This is a genomic window from Brevibacillus reuszeri (genome assembly GCF_002897295.1).
Classification (GTDB): Bacteria; Bacillota; Bacilli; order Brevibacillales; family Brevibacillaceae; genus Brevibacillus; species Brevibacillus reuszeri_A.
This window is the reverse complement of the sequence record NZ_BEXF01000002.1, coordinates 399,128-418,239: the sequence shown is the minus strand read 5'-3', so window position 1 is coordinate 418,239 and position 19,112 is coordinate 399,128. Positions and strand designations below refer to the sequence as shown.

The 19,112-nt window shown below is 47.2% G+C and carries 17 protein-coding genes; 14 read left to right on the top strand and 3 right to left on the bottom strand.

The window, feature by feature from the left end:
- Nucleotides 1-189: 189 nt before the first annotated feature.
- Entirely contained in the window at nt 190-573 is a 384-nt protein-coding gene (locus tag C3B52_RS04970; RefSeq protein WP_235615605.1) for an immunity 51 family protein, read from the top strand.
- 14 nt (nt 574-587) lie between these two features.
- Nucleotides 588-1,391: a hypothetical protein gene (locus C3B52_RS04965; RefSeq protein WP_103104988.1), complete on the top strand. Its 804-nt coding sequence runs from the start codon at nt 588-590 to the stop codon at nt 1,389-1,391.
- Between the two features lie 67 nt (nt 1,392-1,458).
- On the opposite strand, the gene C3B52_RS04960 is transcribed toward C3B52_RS04965, so the two are convergent.
- Nucleotides 1,459-3,564, bottom strand: coding sequence for a helix-turn-helix domain-containing protein (locus tag C3B52_RS04960; protein WP_103104987.1), 2,106 nt, complete (start codon nt 3,562-3,564; stop codon nt 1,459-1,461).
- 240 nt (nt 3,565-3,804) lie between these two features.
- On the opposite strand from C3B52_RS04960, the gene C3B52_RS04955 reads away from it, so the two are divergent.
- The 8 genes from C3B52_RS04955 (at nt 3,805) to C3B52_RS04920 (ending at nt 12,475) form a co-directional block, all read left to right on the top strand.
- The gene (locus C3B52_RS04955; protein WP_103104986.1) at nt 3,805-4,983 is read left to right on the top strand and encodes a M20 family metallopeptidase; all 1,179 of its coding nucleotides are present in this window, start codon (nt 3,805-3,807) and stop codon (nt 4,981-4,983) included.
- 130 nt (nt 4,984-5,113) lie between these two features.
- On the top strand, nt 5,114-6,304 hold the full coding sequence (locus C3B52_RS04950) for a hypothetical protein (RefSeq protein ID WP_103104985.1): 1,191 nt from the start codon (nt 5,114-5,116) through the stop codon (nt 6,302-6,304).
- A gap of 172 nt (nt 6,305-6,476) precedes the next feature.
- Nucleotides 6,477-7,175, top strand: a complete 699-nt coding sequence (locus C3B52_RS04945; protein WP_103104984.1) for a response regulator transcription factor — start codon at nt 6,477-6,479, stop codon at nt 7,173-7,175.
- Nucleotides 7,168-8,265, top strand: coding sequence for a sensor histidine kinase (locus C3B52_RS04940; RefSeq protein ID WP_103104983.1), 1,098 nt, complete (start codon nt 7,168-7,170; stop codon nt 8,263-8,265). Before C3B52_RS04945 ends, C3B52_RS04940 begins: the two co-directional genes overlap by 8 nt.
- 120 nt (nt 8,266-8,385) lie before the next feature.
- Complete coding sequence (locus C3B52_RS04935; RefSeq protein WP_103104982.1) at nt 8,386-9,246, top strand: M15 family metallopeptidase; 861 nt, start codon at nt 8,386-8,388, stop codon at nt 9,244-9,246.
- A gap of 43 nt (nt 9,247-9,289) precedes the next feature.
- Nucleotides 9,290-10,546, top strand: coding sequence for an efflux RND transporter periplasmic adaptor subunit (locus C3B52_RS04930; protein ID WP_103104981.1), 1,257 nt, complete (start codon nt 9,290-9,292; stop codon nt 10,544-10,546).
- A gap of 25 nt (nt 10,547-10,571) precedes the next feature.
- Nucleotides 10,572-11,291 (top strand): ABC transporter ATP-binding protein, encoded by a 720-nt coding sequence (locus tag C3B52_RS04925; RefSeq protein ID WP_103104980.1) that lies wholly within the window; start codon nt 10,572-10,574, stop codon nt 11,289-11,291.
- Nucleotides 11,288-12,475 carry an ABC transporter permease gene (locus tag C3B52_RS04920; protein WP_103104979.1) on the top strand — a complete coding sequence of 396 codons (1,188 nt, stop codon included), beginning with the start codon at nt 11,288-11,290 and terminating at the stop codon, nt 12,473-12,475. Before C3B52_RS04925 ends, C3B52_RS04920 begins: the two co-directional genes overlap by 4 nt.
- Before the next feature lie 72 nt (nt 12,476-12,547).
- Here the strand turns inward: C3B52_RS04920 and C3B52_RS04915 are convergent, their stop codons facing one another.
- On the bottom strand, nt 12,548-12,973 hold the full coding sequence (locus C3B52_RS04915) for an SgcJ/EcaC family oxidoreductase (RefSeq protein ID WP_103104978.1): 426 nt from the start codon (nt 12,971-12,973) through the stop codon (nt 12,548-12,550).
- A 151-nt stretch (nt 12,974-13,124) separates the two neighbouring features.
- Between C3B52_RS04915 and C3B52_RS04910 the strand changes: the two genes are divergently transcribed.
- Both C3B52_RS04910 and C3B52_RS04905 read left to right on the top strand, forming a co-directional pair.
- Nucleotides 13,125-13,616, top strand: a complete 492-nt coding sequence (locus C3B52_RS04910; RefSeq protein ID WP_103104977.1) for a MarR family transcriptional regulator — start codon at nt 13,125-13,127, stop codon at nt 13,614-13,616.
- A 62-nt stretch (nt 13,617-13,678) separates the two neighbouring features.
- On the top strand, nt 13,679-15,880 hold the full coding sequence (locus C3B52_RS04905; protein WP_103104976.1) for a DNA topoisomerase III: 2,202 nt from the start codon (nt 13,679-13,681) through the stop codon (nt 15,878-15,880).
- Nucleotides 15,881-15,941: 61 nt separating this feature from the next.
- On the opposite strand, the gene C3B52_RS04900 is transcribed toward C3B52_RS04905, so the two are convergent.
- Nucleotides 15,942-16,826 (bottom strand): LysR family transcriptional regulator, encoded by an 885-nt coding sequence (locus C3B52_RS04900; RefSeq protein WP_103104975.1) that lies wholly within the window; start codon nt 16,824-16,826, stop codon nt 15,942-15,944.
- 185 nt (nt 16,827-17,011) lie between these two features.
- Here C3B52_RS04900 and C3B52_RS04895 point away from each other — a divergent pair, with 185 nt between their 5' ends.
- Both C3B52_RS04895 and C3B52_RS04890 read left to right on the top strand, forming a co-directional pair.
- Nucleotides 17,012-17,998 (top strand): ABC transporter ATP-binding protein, encoded by a 987-nt coding sequence (locus tag C3B52_RS04895; RefSeq protein ID WP_103104974.1) that lies wholly within the window; start codon nt 17,012-17,014, stop codon nt 17,996-17,998.
- Complete coding sequence (locus tag C3B52_RS04890) at nt 17,995-19,104, top strand: ABC transporter substrate-binding protein (RefSeq protein WP_103104973.1); 1,110 nt, start codon at nt 17,995-17,997, stop codon at nt 19,102-19,104. Before C3B52_RS04895 ends, C3B52_RS04890 begins: the two co-directional genes overlap by 4 nt.
- Nucleotides 19,105-19,112: the final 8 nt, after the last annotated feature.

Below are 19,112 nucleotides of genomic sequence, written 5' to 3'. Positions count from 1 at the left end.
CTGTTGCATATGGAAATAAAAGGGTGGCTAATCTGATCAGTAGTTTATCACATTGAAAACCATTTGTACTGAGACTTTTGTTCCCAAAATAAAGGTTTTATTCAAGAAAATGAAAACTTCACTCAGGGCATACAAATATGTCAGGGCAGGTAGTATTCACCTTTCATAAAGATGGAGGAGTTGTAGCATATGAATAAGGACTCTATGGATTATCAGTCGGAGCTGTCTATGGACTTGGAGGAAAAACTAAAGCCGTTTCTGTTGATTGAGCATGATAGTGGCAGTACGTCCGTCATTTTGAATGTTGGTACTTATAAGCATGAGGTTTTTCAAATGAGAGAGGAGGAAGGATTTGAAGGCAACGGTTACGATTGGGGCTCACTGGCAGCCGTTTTTATACAGGAGCGCATGCCTCAGCTGGTCGATGTCGTTCGTTTTGATCCTGAAGGGAGCATGTTCTGCGCTTACTCTAATAACAGAGAGGCTTTGAAGCAGTTTGCGATCGGATTTAAGGATGCGTGTGAGGACGACGCTCTCATCCGAGATTTATTCTCCCGCGCGGAATTGGATTGACGAGGCTGATTGTGATGAAAACACCGATTTATTTGTACAAAGCTGCTGAGAGTCCCGATAAAATAATCGTGCATTATACGAATTTTGGTGATGTCCGAAATGGTGCGATCGCGTTTAGCAAAACTACGGGAAAAGGGCATAGCCGTTTACTGATTCGTGATTGTGAGAGTGTCCTTGAAGTGGATGCAAGAGTGGAAAGCCTGCTTGCTGAATTATGGCAGGAAAACCGTTATCCGCAATCATTTTGCAAGGACGGTTTGTATCTATACAAAATGAGCGATTTGGCGGACGAGGTTGCTTACGCATACACGACAAGCTCTTTTTCAGTAGGCAAGGCTGAGTTTGACAAGACGCGGCTTGAGGCTCGTGAGCTGGTCCCATTAAACACAGACGAGGGGCAAGAGATCCTCCGGCGCGTGACGGAGGATTTGCGAAGCAGGATTGGGAGCGGTCAGACTGTACCAGAGCTAGATATGGTGGAAGTGCATGATGAATATCGCGATATTGCCAGCGCAGAGCTAACCGAGGACGACTTGCCGGGAGAGATGGCAGGTTGGGAGAGCATTACTTGGTTCGCGAAGACATTCGATGAATATGAATCCTTTGAGGAGTGCTTTCAGGCGTCAGACCGGATCGAGCTAGAGAACGAGCGGGGCGACGATTTAGCTGGCTGCTCCCTATGGGATTTACGGGCATTTCTGCTTATGGAGGAGCGGGGGTGTCATCATCGTGGCGACTGGCCCACACCTGAACGTATGCAGCTTATTTATCATGTAATTGATGCCATACGAGAGAAAATCAAGGCATCGATGGATTGAGGCTCCGAAAAAGGGAAGAAAGCAACGAGGTGTTAAACCAGTTGCTTTCTTTCTCCATTACCATACATCAAACTGTTTCGTGTAAATGACAAGCCAATAGAACCTGCAAAAAGTCATCCGGATTATTAAGCTCCAGCTGCAGCAATTCCTCAATCTTTTTCAGCCGATGATAAAGCGTATTTTTATGAATATGCAGCTTCTCCGCTGTTTCGATAACGGATTTATCTGATTTGATATACGTGAAAAGCGTCTTTTCCAAATCGTTGTTTTGGGCTTTCTCCGAGCGAAGCGGAGACAAAATATCATTGGAAAAGCTCTCAATCTCAGCAAAGGGCTGAGTCAAAAACAAGCGATTGATTCCGATTTTTTTATAGCTCATGATCCCTGTTTTTTTGCGATTGATCATATAGGAAAGGGATTTGCTCGCTTCATCATAGCATTTGGCGATGGAATGAATCCCTTCATAGGACGTACTTACCCCTGCGTGGAGTAGTGTTTCTTCCCGGTCTTCCCAATCTGGCAGCTGTGATTGAAGACCTCCTATTACTTCGTCGATTTCATTCGGAGCATTCGTTGAAAACAGGATCGTTACTTTGTTGTGGAGCCCAAAAATCAGCGTTCCTTTTTCGTGAGTGTGCCGTTTCATTCTGGAAATGAGCCGATGAATGACGGCTTCTAACGCTTGCAAATCCGTATACGATGCGACTTCCAGTACGAGGACGGAAAAAAATGCTTTGGGATGCAGTCCTAGCGATTCACCAGCTTCCTCCAGCAAGCGCGGATCCTTGTATTGCAGCAAGTCATTGAATAGCTCCTGTGTTTTTTTATAGTAAACCTCTTCCTGTGTTTTCCGTTTTGTCAGCTCCAAAGCCAGGACGTAACTGGCTTGTTCGATGGTCATTTGATCATGGGAGGATATCGGAGTGACAAGAGGGATAATGAAGCAGCCGAGTGAGACACGATCTGAAATTATCGGGTAAACGCAGTAGTGAATTTCGTTTTGGTTGCGATCCACGACATTCATATAAAAAGGCTTTTTCCTGGTGAGGAGAATTCGGGAAAGCTCGTCATTACTAGCGTAGAGAAGATTTAATGCCTTTTTTGGAAAAAGCTCTGAATCTAAATGATCGAAAAAGAAAATTTCCCGGTTGATCATGCGGTTTAACTCATGGATCATGAACTCGACGCTTTTGTTTTGGAGAGAAAATTGCGTTAAGGTCTCATGGATTTCTGCTCTTCGCAAAAGAAGCTTGTTTTTTTCCTCCAGCTGCCTCGTCAGTTCTGAGATTTCCTCCAAGCGTTCATTCGCTTTTTGATAAAGCTTGGCATTGTGGATGGCAATCGCTGCTTGTGCAGCAAAGCCTTCCAAGAGGTGCAAGTGCTCCTCGCTTAGCTTGCCTTCAGCGTCATGCTGCTGCACAGTCATGACACCAATCGCTTTGTCCTCCAGTAAAAGAGGGACGGAAATATGTGATTTCAATTTAGAGCTGTCAATCGCGGCCTGGATATGCCTGAAATTTTCCGGGGAGAGATCGGCCATCGCCTCATAAATTTCCGAGCGGGAATGATAGATGACAGGAGTGCCGTCCCGAAACACTTTTCCGGTAATGGATTCACCACTCTTGACTCTTGTTTCCTCTAGATTGGAGTTAAAGCCAATAGCGGCTCGGGATGTCAGTTCTCCTGCTTGTTTATCATACAGCTGCAGGTAGCCGGCATCGGCAGCGTGAATGACACTGAGGGCTTGGGTAATGATTTTGTTCAACACCTCTTGCGGTTCCAGTGAGGAGGTGATGGAACGAATGCTTTCGATCATGCTGGATAGCTCAGCGTCTTTTGCTTTCATTTTGTTTTCCATTCCGAGGAAAGAACACATGACGTACATGGCTTCAAGCTCTTCTTCAAGAAGGACTACGTCATGACTCCTAAGCAGGAGTAAGACTTGAATATCACCGGGATAAAAAAAGGAAACGAGTGTCTGATCCGTATCGGCTTGAATCTGGAATTTATCGTTGCTTGGCTCAAAGGGAATGGGAGATTCTCTTTTTTCTGTTTCCCCACTCTCATAAAGGAGCTGACCTTTTTGAAGCGAAGTTTCGGAATAATATAGTTGAAAAGGAATCGTGTTGAATTTTTGGTTCAGGAACGAAAATAGTAGCTGATTTTGAAGCATGAAAACACCCCCAGGATAAGACAAGTATACAATATTTCAGGGCGTTTATTGTACGATCGAACATTGAGTAATTATTGTCAGATAGTTTATTATATTCCGCATAGAAACGAGTTCTTGTTCGCGTTGAAGTAACGAAGGATAGGAAAAAGTGGAAATAAATAGAGAGCAGTAGCAGATCTATTTCTTTTTTAAACTGAATTGTTTGAATATTTATTGTTTTTAAAAGGAGGAGCCCGTTGTATGGAAAAGCTTTATGAATTATTGGACCAGGCTTACGGTGAAATGGTAGAAGTGCGCCGGCATTTGCATCAGCATCCAGAGCTTTCTTTTCAGGAAGTGAAAACACCCAAATTTATTGCTGAATATCATGAGAAATTAGGTCATGAGGTTCGCACTGGTGTAGGTGGAGGCGGAGTTGTCGCTACACTGCGCGGCGGAAAGCCGGGACAGACAGTTGCACTGCGCGCCGACTTTGATGCTCTCCCCATCCAGGAGGAGACAGATGTCCCATTTAAGTCTGTAGTAGACGGTGTGATGCATGCTTGCGGACATGACAGTCACACAGCAACACTACTGATTCTGGCTAAAGTGCTGAACAGCATGAAGGATGAAATCGAGGGCAACGTGGTATTCATTCACCAGCACGCAGAGGAAATGCTGCCAGGTGGGGCCATTGCGATGATCGAAGACGGATGCTTAGAAGGTGTCGACGTGATCTTTGGTCAACATATTTGGTCCACGGGCCCTGTTGGAACGATTGAATACCGTCCTGGTCCGGTCATGGCTGCTGCAGACTTTTTCCATGTGAAAATTCAAGGACGTGGTGGACACGGTGCACAGCCGCACAAGACAAAGGACAGTGTCGTGATCGGCGCTCAGCTCGTCGGCAACTTGCAGCAGATTGTGTCCCGTAGAGTCGATCCGCTAGATTCAGCTGTTCTTTCCATCGGTTCCTTCGAAGCGAAAAATGCACCAAACGTCATCGCTGATACTGCCAAGCTTTCGGGTACAGTGAGAACCTTCAAGGAAACCACTCGCGCTGAGGTTGAGCAGGAAATCGAACGAATTATTAAAGGGACGTGCCTAGCCGGCGATGTTGAATACGAGTTTGAGTATATTAAAGGCTACCCGGCAACCGTCAATCCGAAAGAAGAGATGGAGTTTGTGGCCAAGCTCGCTGAAACCGTACCTGGTGTAACAGCTGTCAACGAATGTGAGCCGCAAATGGGTGGGGAAGACTTCGCGTACTATTTGCAGCATGTGAAGGGAGCATTCTTCTTTACTGGTGCGCAGAACCCGGAATTGAATGCCGTCTATCCGCACCATCACCCGAAATTCAATATTGATGAAAAAGGTATGTTAATTGCTGCGAAAACGTTGGGACTGGCTACATTGACGTACCTGAAGGAAAATAAATAATCGACGATCTCACATCACGTATAAAGGTGCTTGCTCCCTGGTAAGGTGTTTCAATGACCGGAGAGCAGGTGCCTACATTTATAGTATTACTGAAACGAAAACAGCCTAGTAAAGAAAGAATGTGATACGTATGTCTCAAATGCTTGCTTTAGTCATTCTTGTTGGTATTTTATTTATCGGAGATTGGGTTGCGGTTCGGACAAAAGCCTGGGTACCCTCTATCTTTGTCTGTGCAGTCCTGTTTCTCTTTGGTTATTGGACATTCTTTCCGAAAGACATTGTAGCAGTGTCAGGTGTACCGCCAGTCGTTGCGACGATGATGATGTACTTGTTAATTACGAATATGGGTACGCTCTTATCTACTCAGGAACTAAAAAGACAGTGGAAGACCATTATCATTGCCTTGTCAGGTATTTTGGGAATTATCGCTATTTTATTTGGTATCGGTACGTTTTTATTCGGTTATGAAACAATCGTGGTTGCCATCCCGCCATTGGTAGGGGGAGTAGTGTCTGCCCTCATCATGTCAGAGGGAGCCAAAGAAGCGGGGCTTATCTCGCTTTCCGTATTTGCCATCGTCATTTACGTGATGCAGGGATTTGCAGGATACCCGATTACGTCGATCATGCTGAAGAAAGAAGGCAAAAGACTTCTCGAGCAGTATCGCAGCCAAAAGCTGACGACAGCAAGCACGGAAATCGCTGCTACGGCTGAGAATACAGAGTCTGGTCTTACCTTATTTAAAAACATGCCAGCGAAGTACAACACCGATTTCTTTAAATTTTTCCGACTGGCATTGGTCGCGTATCTGGCTTATCTCGTTTCGACTCTGCTGGCGCCAATCGTGACAGTCAGCCCGTTCGTTCTCTGCTTGTTGTTCGGGGTTATTGCCAAGAGCATCGGATTTTTGGAAAAGCAGGTTCTGCAACGAGCAAATGGTTTCGGTTTTGCCCTCATGGCGCTGATGCTCTTCATTTTCGACGGATTGAAGCAGGCGACACCGGCTATGATGCTTGAGATCATTTATCCGCTTGTCGGTTGTATCGTTTTAGGTGTCATCGGGATGTATCTGTTCTCCTTGGTCGCTGGAAAGCTGTTAAAAACGAGTAAGGAAATGGCGTTTGCTGTATCGTTGACCGCTTTGTACGGCTTCCCGGCTGACTATATCATTACCGACGAAGTGATCAAGTCATTGACTGAGGATGAAAAAGAGAGAGAAATGCTGACGAGCCATATGCTGCCGCCGATGCTGGTGGGTGGATTTATCACTGTTACGATTGTTTCCGTTATTTTGGCTGGGATATTTGTTGGGTTTTTGTAGGAAGAAAGCAAAAAGACGTGTACTGGAGCTTGATAGATTGCTCCGGTCACGTCTTTTTTGTATTCTACTAGACAAACGACTTTACACACTTGAGAGGGAAAGATTATTGTTTTAGAAACTATTAAAAAAACTAAAACTACTAAAACCACCTACAGGGAGGTTACATTAAGCAATGAAACCCATCACTATATTAATCGCAGACGATGAGGCGGAGATTGCCGAACTGATTGCCTTGCATGTACAAAAAGAAGGCTACCATACGATCATCGCATCAGACGGAAAAGAAGCAGTGCAAGCGGTTCAAACCCATTCGATTGACCTCGCGATACTAGACATCATGATGCCAAATCTGAATGGATATGAAGCGACCCAACTCATCCGCGCCAAGCACAATATGCCGATCATCTTTTTAAGCGCCAAAGCATCCGATCTGGATAAAATTTCGGGACTGGTCATGGGAGCAGATGATTATATGACCAAGCCGTTCAATCCGCTGGAATTAATGGCACGCGTCAATGCGCAGCTGCGTCGTTACAAGCAGCTCAATCAACCGGCAGCAGCAGTGGACAATAAGGTACTGGAGACAGGCGGACTCGCGATTTATCCCGATCAGCGTATCGTCACCATGTACGGTGAAACGATCGAGCTGACGCCAAAAGAATTTGATATTTTGTACCTGCTGGCGAGCTATCCGAAGAAGGTGTTCAGTGCCGAAAACATATTTGAGCATGTGTGGGGCGAGGCGTACTATGAGGGCTGCAATACGGTCATGGTGCATATTCGAACCTTGCGTAAAAAGCTTGGCGAGGAAAAGGCCAAAAACAAAGTCATAAAAACAGTCTGGGGCGTGGGGTATTCGTTTAATGGCTAAAATCATACGAAGCTTTCGCTTTAAAATGATCTCGCTCCTCGGGCTTAGCATGCTCTTTTCAGGTATCATCACTTACTCGCTCTATAAAGTTCTTCAGCTTTACTACCGTTCACAAGTGAAGTGGGAAAACCCGTTGAGACCCTTCCGCTATTTCATCCGCGAAGTTGGGGATATCAACTTCTTTTTGATCTTTTTCATCCCACTGGCCATTTTGTTTTTCTTTCTTTTCACCAAACGATACGCCACCTATTTTCAAGAGATTTCAACAGGAATTCATCATCTGGCAAATGGGGATTTCACCAAAAACGTAGAAATATCCGCCGATGACGAGTTTGGGGATATTGCTAAAGACGTGAATCTGGCAAGCCAGAAATTGCAGGAGGCAGTACAAAGAGGAGATTTTGCAGAGAGCAGCAAGGATCAGCTTATTTTGAATTTGGCGCATGATTTGCGTACACCACTGACCTCGGTGATCGGGTATTTGGACCTCATCTTGCGTGACAAGCAGATGAGCGCGGACCAAATCAGGCATTATACGACGATTGCGTATACCAAGTCTCAGCGTCTGGAAAAGCTGATCGATGAACTGTTCGAAATCACTCGAATGAACTACGGTATGATCACCATTGAGCGAGAAGTCATCGACCTCGGCGAACTACTCAGCCAGCTTAGCGAAGAGCTGTACCCAGCGTTTGAAAAGAATCGATTAGAAGCAAGACTTCACGTGACATCCCAACTGTTTATTCGTGGAGATGGCGAGCTGCTGGCACGCGTATTCGAGAATTTCCTGACCAATGCGATTCGATACGGGCAGGACGGCAGGTTTGTTGATATCAACGGCTATCGGGAAGGCGACGAGGTCGTTGTTCAGGTTGTCAATTACGGCAACCAGATCCCGGAAGAAGAGCTGCCACATCTGTTTGAAATGTTTTATACGGGCGACCAGGCGCGTACTCACCAGGGAGGAAGCACAGGACTTGGGTTGTTCATCGCCAAAAATATCGTGGAGCAGCATCAAGGAACAGTATCTGCCCAAAGTGATGTAATCCGAACGCTTTTTGAAGTGCGATTGCCAGTAGAATCTATGTAACAGACGAGATACAGCAGCCAGAACAATTGCTGATTTTAGAAAAATTTTATATTTACCCCACTTTTTCTTTTAAAAGTTTTTCCTACCCTGTTTACGTGACGAGCTAGGGAGGAAACTGTAATGAAAAAGTGGGGTTGTTTGTTTTTCATCTTGCTTTTGGTGGTCGGCTATAAGGTTGTGGAGCCATTCGCATGGGGAGGACAGAAGCAGCAAGAGGGAAGCAATCAAGAGCAAGCAAGATCAGATCAGAACTACAAAACAATCAGCGTTGAAACAGACCAGATATACAAAGGAAATTTATTGTTAGTCAACAAAGACTATCCCGTTCATCAAGAGGGAGTAGCATCCGATGTAGTCAATTTGGTCAGGCATAATTACTTGATTGATGGTTATGCGTTGAATGACGGTAGCATTGAATTGTCAGAGAAAGTAGCAGAGTCCTTTTTGGAGATGGTCCAGGCAGCAAGTGCGGATGATGTGAACCATTTTATGATAAATAGCGGCTATCGGGGTTTTGAAGAGCAAAGAATGCTCTATGAAAAAATGGGGTCCGACTATGCTTTGCCAGAAGGCTATAGCGAGCATAATCTCGGTCTGTCTTTGGACATCGGATCCACACAAATGAAGATGGATCAGGCGCCAGAAGGAAAGTGGCTGAAGAAAAACGCTTGGAAATATGGATTTATTTTGCGCTATCCCGAGGATAAGGTAGCGATTACGGGCATTCAGTACGAGCCTTGGCACTATCGCTATCTCGGCTTGCCGCACAGCGCGATCATACAGGAGAAAAACTTTACGCTGGAGGAGTACCTCGATTACTTGAAAGAGGTGAAAGAGACGACAGTGACTGCCCTGGGTGAGAGCTATCGCATTTTTTATTACCCAGTAGTACAGGACACCATGATCCAGGTACCCGCGAATCGCAAATACGTGATTTCCGGAGACAATCGGGAAGGGGTCATTGTGACCGTATATCCGTGATGAAAAACGTTGCCTTTTTGAATCGGGCAGGGAGGAATTTATGATGAAAAAGCACTGGTGGATCGTGCTCGGTGCAGGGGTGCTGGCAATCGGTCTTAGTGGAGGCTATGTGTTTCAATCAGGCGATGCGCTTCGTCAAGGGGTTCCGGTCATGCTGACAGCGGCAGTAACGGCAGATATGGAAAGCACGATTCTCACATCGGGAATCGTCAAAGTGAGCAATGAGCACACCCTGTTTGCGAATAGCTCTGGTGATCTACGCAATTATTCCATCCAAGACGGCGATAAAGTCAGCAAGGGACAGGTCATCGGCAACATTGATACATCGGACGTAAGCAATCAAATTATGGATATCGAAGCGCAAATCGCGATTCAGCAGGCTAATATTGCCCGATTGTCCAAAAGTGTGGAGCCGGAGGAAATCACCAAGCTTCAGGAGGAACTGGCACAGGATGAGCGCGATCATCAGACTGCCCTACAGCATTTTGAGCGTACACAATCGCTGTTTTCTTCGGGAGTGTCTACGCAGCTGGATGTAGAGCAAGCGAAGCAAAAGCTGCTGACAGCAGAATCAAAGGTAAAGGTCACCAAGCAAAACCTCTTGTTGAAGCAAAAAGGACCAGACAAGACCGAAATCCAATCGTATGAAGCACAAATACAGAAGCTGAATCTGGAAAAAGCCAAATACGAAAAACAGCGGGTCCAAAGCAGTATCGTTTCTCCTATCGACGGGACGGTGCTCTCCACCAAAGTGAAAAGAGGAAAAGTGCTGAGTAAAGGCGAGGAAATTCTCACGATTGGTGATACTGACAGCTTGATTGTCGAGGCTGAGGTAGGCGAATCCGATCTGCGAAAAATAAAAGTCGGTCAGGAAGCGGTCGTTACAGGTATTTCACTGGGGGGAGAACAGCTGAGCGGCAAGGTGTCACGGATCTCTCCGATAGCGGTAACGACCCAAGGGTCAGAGGGCGAAAAGACGCGGGTTACGGTCATCGTTGATCTAGACACAACCATTGAATCTTTGAAGCCAGGCTTTCATGTAGACGTAGACATCGTTTTGCAAAAAGAAGCCAATGCTGTGCAAGTACCGAGCGAGTGTGTCATTACGGATCAAGATGGCTCGACATTCGTCTGGATCGCGGAAAATGGCAGGGCAAAGAAAAAAACCGTGACAACAGGCATCGAAAATGAGCTTTCTGTCCAAATCAAAAGCGGCTTGGATGGAACGGAAGAGCTGATTGCCAATCCGCCGGAATCGTTGCAGGAAAATGAACCTGTCTTCCTGGGTCCGTCCGCTTGAGATCAAGGAGGAGGGGAGGATACCTATGCTGCACATTGAGGGATTAACCAAGCAGTACAAGACGGATGAAGTAGAATTGTTTGCTCTGAAAAATATCAATGTCCACGTTTCCAAAGGCGAATTCGTAGCAATCGTAGGCCCATCTGGGTCAGGGAAATCAACGTTCATGAACATGCTAGGCTGTCTGGATCGGCCAACCTCTGGCTCTTATGTTTTGGACGGAATCGAAGTCACCCGGTTAAAAGACAAGGAACTCGCTGGCGTACGCAATCAAAAAATTGGCTTTGTGTTCCAATCCTTTAACCTGCTGCCACGCGCTACTTCCCTGCGAAATGTCGAGATCCCGATGCTGTACGCCGGTGTAGGGATGGCAGAAAGGAAAAAAAGAGCAACCGCTGCATTGCAACGGGTTGGTCTCGGGCAGCGTATGGGACATAAGCCGTCACAGCTTTCAGGTGGTCAAAGACAACGGGTCGCTATTGCCAGAGCATTGGTCAACCAGCCTGCCATTGTGCTGGCAGATGAGCCGACGGGTAATCTGGATAGTCGCTCAAGTATGGAGGTTATGACGATCTTTCAGGAATTGCATGCACAAGGGGTAACGATCCTGCTGGTCACACATGAAGCTGATATTGCCCAGCATGCTGAGCGGGTCATCACGTTTAAAGACGGTTGCATCATCAAAGACGAGCAAGTAGAATGCCGTTTGTTTGCGACAGCTTCCGAAGAGGTGATTCTGACATGAATCTACTGGAGAGCCTACGCTCTGCCCTCGACGGCATTGGCGCCAACAAGCTTCGTGCCAGCCTGACGATGTCTGGAATCATCATCGGAATAACGTCTGTCATCGCTGTCATGACACTCGGCAATGGCAGTCAACAGGCCTACACCGATCAACTGGACAAAATGGGAGCGACGACGTTTAGTGTATATTACAACTGGGACGTCAGACTGGGGAGCAAAACTACTGATTTAACGGTTGAGGATGCGGATGCACTCCCGCAGCTTTCACCTTATATCGATGCAGCTGTGCCGTTTTTCCCCAATTACGGAACGATTCAAGGGTCGAAAAAGGAACAAGATGCGAGAGTGCAAGGCACCAATGGAGACTTGCTTAAAATTAAACCGAATCTAACCCTTGTCAAAGGAAGATTTTTTACCAGGCAGGAAGTCAAAGAGGCCAAGCGTGTTATCGTTTTGGATCAGGAATTGGCGCAGGGTCTGTTTGGGAATGAAGATCCGATAGGCAAAAGAGTTACGTTTAAGATGGCTGCGGCAATCGTAATCGGAGTAGTCAAGGAAGATAAGCTCTCGTTTGATCAAGGGGGAGCAATGACTGCGTACATGCCGATTACGTATATGCAAAATGTTAACGGAACAAAGTACATTTCAAACATGTCGGTGAAAGCGTCATCCAAAGCGACAATCCAGGCAGCAAAGGACCAGACGATCCAATATTTAAACCGCAAGCATGAGCGCGAAAATTATTACCAAATTGAAAGTATTGAGGATTCACTAGTGGGTCTTGATAGCTTTTCCGGGACGCTTACGACGACCTTCAGCGTCGCTGCCGGGATTGCACTGCTTGTTGGCGGAATCGGGGTCATGAATATCATGCTTGTATCCGTTACGGAGCGGACCAGAGAAATCGGCATTCGCAAGGCTTTAGGCGCACGTCACAGAGACATTTTGCTGCAGTTTTTGATCGAATCCGTCATCGTCTGTCTGATCGGTGGCACGCTCGGAATACTATGTGGGATCGGCACTGCCTCCTTCGCGTCGCAATACGTCGATGTACCGCCGCTGGTTTCGTGGGACAGCATCCTCATTGCGTTTGGCTTTTCCAGTGCGATTGGTATTTTCTTTGGACTATATCCGGCGAGCAAGGCAGCCAGACTGAATCCGATTGAAGCTCTGCGGTATGAATAAGATGCTTACTGAAAATCTTACGTCGATCTTAGGCGTAAGGTTTTTTGTGCGGTTTCGTAAGCGGGCAAGAGACTAGCGGTTTCCTCCCGGTATTTGTTGAATCCGGCAATTATGGAAAGCAGTCAATTTCCATGCACCATTTTGCTTTACAAGCACATTTGTATTAATCGATCCTCTGTCGTCAGGATCGTTAGCTGAATCATCCAAGCGGGCTTCTCCAATCGCATGAACGATGGCTACATCCGCTGCAAGGAAACGAGGCTTTAGCTCGGAAGAAGCATTATAAACCAGAGTGGAGCCTTTAAGCGGACCGTTGAATAACCATTGATGGACTTCAGCGATTTGTTTTCGTCCTTTTAAATGCTGTCCCATAAAAGTCACGTAATCAGCATCCTCCGTAAAGCAGTCGCCATAAGCTGTTCCATCGCCACTATTCCAAGCGTCGACTAGTTTTGTGAATAGAGCATGGATGGCCATCAGATCTTTTTGATTTGTCATGAGATTCAATCCCTTCTTTTTCAAATGATGGGGGCAGACTTTGAGATGTGTTATACTGTTGCTGATGTTAAATCTTAATCAAAAAAGTATCTTGATTTATTTTATATCTTGATTCATTAAGGTATTTATATCATAAGCGGGAGGTTCCCTTATGTCAATAGACGATTTACCATCTGCTTTTTCTAACCTCACGTCGCCCCAGCAGGCGTTGCTTCAAGAATTACGTCAAAACAGTACGCGTGCTGTGATGCTGCATGAGCTTATTTCAGAAAAATTGGGCCTGAATGCAACGGACCATAAATGTCTCGATTTCCTCAATCGTACGGGCCCGGTAACCGCAGGCCAGCTGGCGCAATTAACAGGACTGACAACGGGAGCGGTTACGAGTGTCATCGATCGACTGGAAAAGGCAGGCTATGTAGTCAGGGATAAAGATCCCAACGACCGCAGACGTGTTGTTGTCAAAGCATCACCGGAAAATGCTGGGCAGATAGCCCCCCTGTTTGAATCTGTCATGCAAGCTACGATTCAGATCATGTCTCAGTACAACGAGCAGGAGACGCTTCTGATTCTTGGATTTATGAAGCAGTGTAATGATATGACCTTAGCCGAAATGAACAAAATGAAACAAAGTAAATCGTAGCGATACGGTCTTCTTGCGAATGGAATGAGTGATTTGCAGAAGGTATTGAAAGGGTGTAATGAATGAGTAAAACACTTGTATTGGCGGAAAAGCCTTCCGTCGGGCGAGATATCGCAAAAGTATTGCAGTGTCACAAAAAAGGAAACGGATTTTTCGAAGGAGATAAATATATTGTTACGTGGGCACTGGGCCATCTCGTCACGCTGGCCGATCCGGAAGTCTATGGCCAGCAATTCAGCACGTGGAAAATCGAGGATTTGCCGATCATGCCGTCCCCACTAAAGCTGGTGGTCATCAAGGAGAGCAACAAGCAGTTTCATACGGTGAAACAGCAAATGAGACGAAATGATGTAAAAGAAATCGTGATTGCAACAGATGCTGGTCGTGAGGGAGAGCTTGTCGCTCGCTGGATTATTGAGCTGGTGCATGTAAATAAGCCGATCAAGCGTCTCTGGATTTCGTCGGTAACGGATAAGGCGATCAAGGAAGGCTTCCGCAACCTAAAGGACGGCAAGGCCTATGAAAATTTGTACGCCTCCGCTGCTGCCCGTGCTGAGGCAGACTGGCTGGTCGGCATCAATGCGACACGTGCGCTTACAGTTAAGCATAATGCTCAATTATCCTGTGGTCGTGTGCAGACACCGACATTGGCGATTGTTGCGCAAAGAGAAGAAGAAATTCGCCGCTTTACGCCAAAACCGTTTTATGGACTGTCTGCCATGGCACAGGGACAGATCAAGCTCCAATGGCAGGATCAGCAAACCAAGGACTTCAGAACGTTTTCCAAAGACAAGGCGGACCAACTGCTGACATCACTTCAACACGTCAAAACCGCCGAGGTTATCGAGGTTAGCAAGGCTCATAAAAAAACCTTTGCCCCGCAGCTGTACGATTTGACCGAGCTGCAAAGGGATGCCAACAAAATGTTTGGCTATTCCGCAAAAGAAACATTATCGATTATGCAAGGCTTGTATGAGCATCACAAGGTAGTGACGTACCCGCGGACAGACTCTCGCTATCTTTCTGCCGACATCGTGGAGACATTGCCAGAGCGAATCAAGGCTGTGCAAATGAAGCCATACGCGCCCATCGCTGCCAAGCTGCTGCGAGCGCCGATTAGAGTGAACAAATCGTTCGTGGACGATAGCAAGGTATCCGATCACCATGCGATCATACCGACAGAGCAATCCGTTTTTCTGGGTGATCTGAACGATCGGGAACGAAAGATTTTTGATCTTGTCGTGAAGCGTTTCCTGGCTGTTCTGCTGCCTCCTTTTGAGTATGAGCAGACGACTGTTCAGGTGAAGATCGGAAGTGAGCTGTTCCTTGCAAAAGGCAAAACGGTCCTCGCCCAAGGCTGGAAGGAAGCGTACGACCACGATGTGGAGGACGAGGATACAAAGGATGGCGTAGCCGAACAGCTATTGCCAGCGCTTGCAAAAGGCGATCGTCTGCCCATCACCGCTGTTTCCCAAACCAAAGGCGAGACGAAGCCACCGGAGCCTTTTACAGAGGCAGGTCTTTTGTCAGCGATGGAGAATCCGGCGAAATACATGGCTGGAGAAAGCAAAGAGCTGATCAAAACCATTGGAGAAACGGGCGGACTCGGGACAGTTGCGACCCGTGCGGATGTCATCGAAAAGCTGTTCAACAGCTTCCTGTTCGAGAAGCGAGGCAAGCATATTTTCGTCACCGCAAAAGGCAAGCAGCTATTAGAGCTGGTTCCAGATGAAATGCAGTCGCCAACCTTGACGGCGCAGTGGGAACAAAAGCTGGGGGCTATTGCAAAAGGGAGCTTGAACAAGCAGACCTTTATCGGGGAAATGAAAACGTACGCCAAAGCAGTAGTCAATGAGATCAAGAACAGCGACAAATCATTCCGCCATGACAACCTGACCAGAAGCAGATGCCCGGAGTGTAACAAGTTTTTGCTGGAGGTAAACGGAAAGCGTGGCAAAATGCTCGTTTGCCAGGATCGGGAGTGTGGCTACCGCAAAGGCGTCGCGAAGCAGACCAATGCCAGATGTCCGCAGTGCCACAAAAGGCTGGAGCTGCGCGGCGAGGGGGAAGGACAAACCTTTGTCTGCGTATGTGGGCATCGGGAGAAGCTGAGCACCTTCCAGCAGCGACGGGACAAGGAAAAGGGCAGCAAGGTTTCCAAAAAAGAAGTCGCCAAGTTCTTGAAGGGACAAGATAAGGATACAGGCGATGGCTTGAACTCGGCTCTGAAGGATGCGCTGGCCAAGTTCAAGTTTGATGAATAGAAAATAATCGTGACATGGCAACACCCCAAGGCTTTGAACAAGCTTTGGGGTGTTTTTTGTTTTATACATTCGCCTGCACCATCTGCAAAAACTGCTGCAATCCTTTGGACAGCCATCGTTCCTTGTGGTAACAGGCATATATATAGCGTTCTTGCTCCGGTGGCGGGAGGGGAGCACATGCGAGTATGTGATTGTTCACCTCTTCCGTTACCGCCTGTCTGGACAGGAACGAGATGCTATTTCCGATCATTAGCGCCCGTTTAATCGACTCTAGAGAATCTAGCTCCATGCAGTAATGCAGGTTCAGTTTGTGAGCAGACGCCCACTTGGTTGTCATTTGACTCGTTGTTGAATTCGTACCGTGAAAAATGAAGGGCTCCTCCACAATATCGATGACATCTATGCTGCTCATGCTGGCAAATCGATGGCTCGCCGAGTAGACAATCACCAGCTCGTCATCACTCAGCGGCTGAATGTGCAGCTTGGGTTCATCGAACGGCTGGGAGGAAATAAATCCGAGATCGATCTGGTGATCCAGGAGTAGTTGTTGAATGACAGGAGCGGGCTTGATCATCATTTTCACGGACACACCGGGATATTCACGGCTGAATTGGCTAATCACTTGTGGCAGCATGTACGTTCCCGGTACATAGCTCGCGCCGATGGTAATCGTTCCACGCCGTGCCTCTCGATATTCAAGCAGCACGCGCTCCGTTTCCTGTGACAGAGCAGTGATTTTGGAAGCATAATGCTGAAGAGCTTTGCCAGCCTCCGTCAGTAAAATCACACCTCCGCGCTGCTCAAACAAGCGTACTCCGTAGTTTTCCTCCAGACTTTTCATATGAAAGGTCACCGTAGGCTGCTTGATCCCCATCACTTCAGCGACAGTAGATACCTTTTTATATTTGGATAAGAGCATGACGATTTCCAGCTTCGTTATATTCATGGCGCGTTCACCTCACAAGTATCTTCCTGATTCCCCTGAACTTTTCGCCCCTATTATAGAGAAAATCTATGAGAACAAATAGATCATAATAGAAAATTTAACGATGATAAGACAAAAGGTTAACAATAGCAAAAAACTTCTGCCGTACACTCATAGTAGATTCGCAAACAGGAAGGATTGCAGGTATGGATCTAATCGTAAAGCAACTAACCAAGTCCTTTGGAGCCATGCAAGCGCTCCAGCCACTTGATCTGCATATTCGTTCAGGGGAATTTACGACATTGCTCGGTCCGTCCGGTTGCGGCAAGACTACGTTGCTGAGAATGATTGCCGGATTGGAAATGCCAGATAGCGGCGAAATTTGGCTCGACGATGAGTGCGTGTTTTCCTCAGAGAAAGGGGTGTTCAAGCCCGTACATAAACGTGGGCTGGGCATGGTGTTTCAAGACTTCGCACTTTGGCCGCATTTGACCGTGTACGAAAATGTCGCCTTTGGATTGAAAGCGGCAAAGCAAACAAACGGCATGCGGGAGCGAGTGATGGACGCGATTGAGGCTGTGCGTCTGCAAGGTCTGGAGCAGCGCTACCCCAGTCAGCTCTCCGGTGGTCAGCAGCAGCGAGTCGCTTTTGCCAGAGCGATTGCGGTGGAGCCAAAGCTGATTTTGTTTGACGAGCCACTGAGCGCGCTAGATGCTCTGTTGCGAGATGAGATGCGGGCAGAACTGTTGCATCTGGTGCAATCACGGGGCCTTACCGCGATCTACGTTACGCATGATCAGCTGGAAGCGATGTCGATGTCAGACCTCATTTTGGTCATGCAGGCGGGCAAGGTGCTGCAAAAAGGAGCGCCAGAGACGATCTATCATCGTCCAGCCGAACCATTCGTAGCGAGGTTTGTAGGGAAATCCAACTGGATTGAGCCAGATGAGCTGATGATTCGACCGGAGAGACTGCGCTGGACAGGTCGCCCGGGAGATTTGAGCTGGTCGACTGAGGTGAAAAGGGTGAGCTACTTGGGAGATCGGTATGACATCACGCTGGAGCTTGAGGATGGGACCGTATGGGTCGCTTACCATGACCAGCGCTTACGGGTAGGAGATCGTGCCATTGTATATGCGTCATCAAATGAAATTCATTCGATTCAACCAATAAAGGAGGCAGTTAACGTATGAAAGCTTCAAAAAAGATGGGGCGTGTAAGTAAGTCCGTACTTATGACCATGACGATGAGTCTCACATTGCTCGTAACGGCATGTGGAAGCAGCACAACTGGCAGCACCGCCAGCAGCAATGCACCAAAGGAAACGCAAACCACTACACAGACAGCTCCGGCACCAGCTCCTGCTACGGAAGCAGCAAAACCGAAATCGGACAAGCTGACCGTTTATGTGGCTGGCCCAGGTAAGATGGCTGCCAAGATCAAGGAAGACTTCGAAGCCAAAACAGGTGTGAAGGTCGAGCAATTCGATGGCACTACAGGTAAAATCCTTGCTCGTCTGGAAGCAGAGAAAAGCAACCCGGTTGCTGACGTCGTAATCCTCGCGTCCTGGCCATCTGGAATCGCACTCAAGGAACAGGGACTGACCCAAAGCTACGAGGGTGCACAGAATGTGGACAAGCTCTATGACACATGGGTGGACAAGGAAAAGCATTTGTTCGGCTACAGTGCATCTGCTCTGGGCATCACCTACAATACAAAGCTGGTTAGTAAGCCGCCTGTCGAATGGGCTGATTTGGCTAAGCCGGAATGGAAAGGCGTAGTCAATATTCCAGACCCGTCCTTGTCGGGATCTGCACTCGATTTTATCTCCGGTTATTTGAATGAGCACGGAGATGGCGGCTGGACGCTGTTTAAATCGTTGAAATCGAACAACGTGGCGATGGCTGGTGCTAACAAAGAGGCACTCGATCCTGTCATTACAGGTGCAAAAAGCGTTGTAATGGCTGGTGTCGATTACATGGCATACGAAGCGATGGCAAAAGGCGAGCATGTCAACATCATGTACCCGGAAAGCGGTACAGTAATTAACCCGCGCCCGGCTATGATCATGAAGGATGCGAAAAATCTGGAGAATGCAAAGCTGTTTATGGACTATTTGCTCTCTGATGAAGCACAAAAGGTCGTTGCAGACAACTATCTGCTGCCTGGTCGTGCGGATATTCCGGCACATGAAAGCCGTAGCCAAGTAAAAGACATCAAGCTGCTGAAATATGACTGGAACTGGATGACAGAAAAAGGTCCTGCGATCACTTCTGAGTTTTTGGGGATTTATAAATAAAACACGGG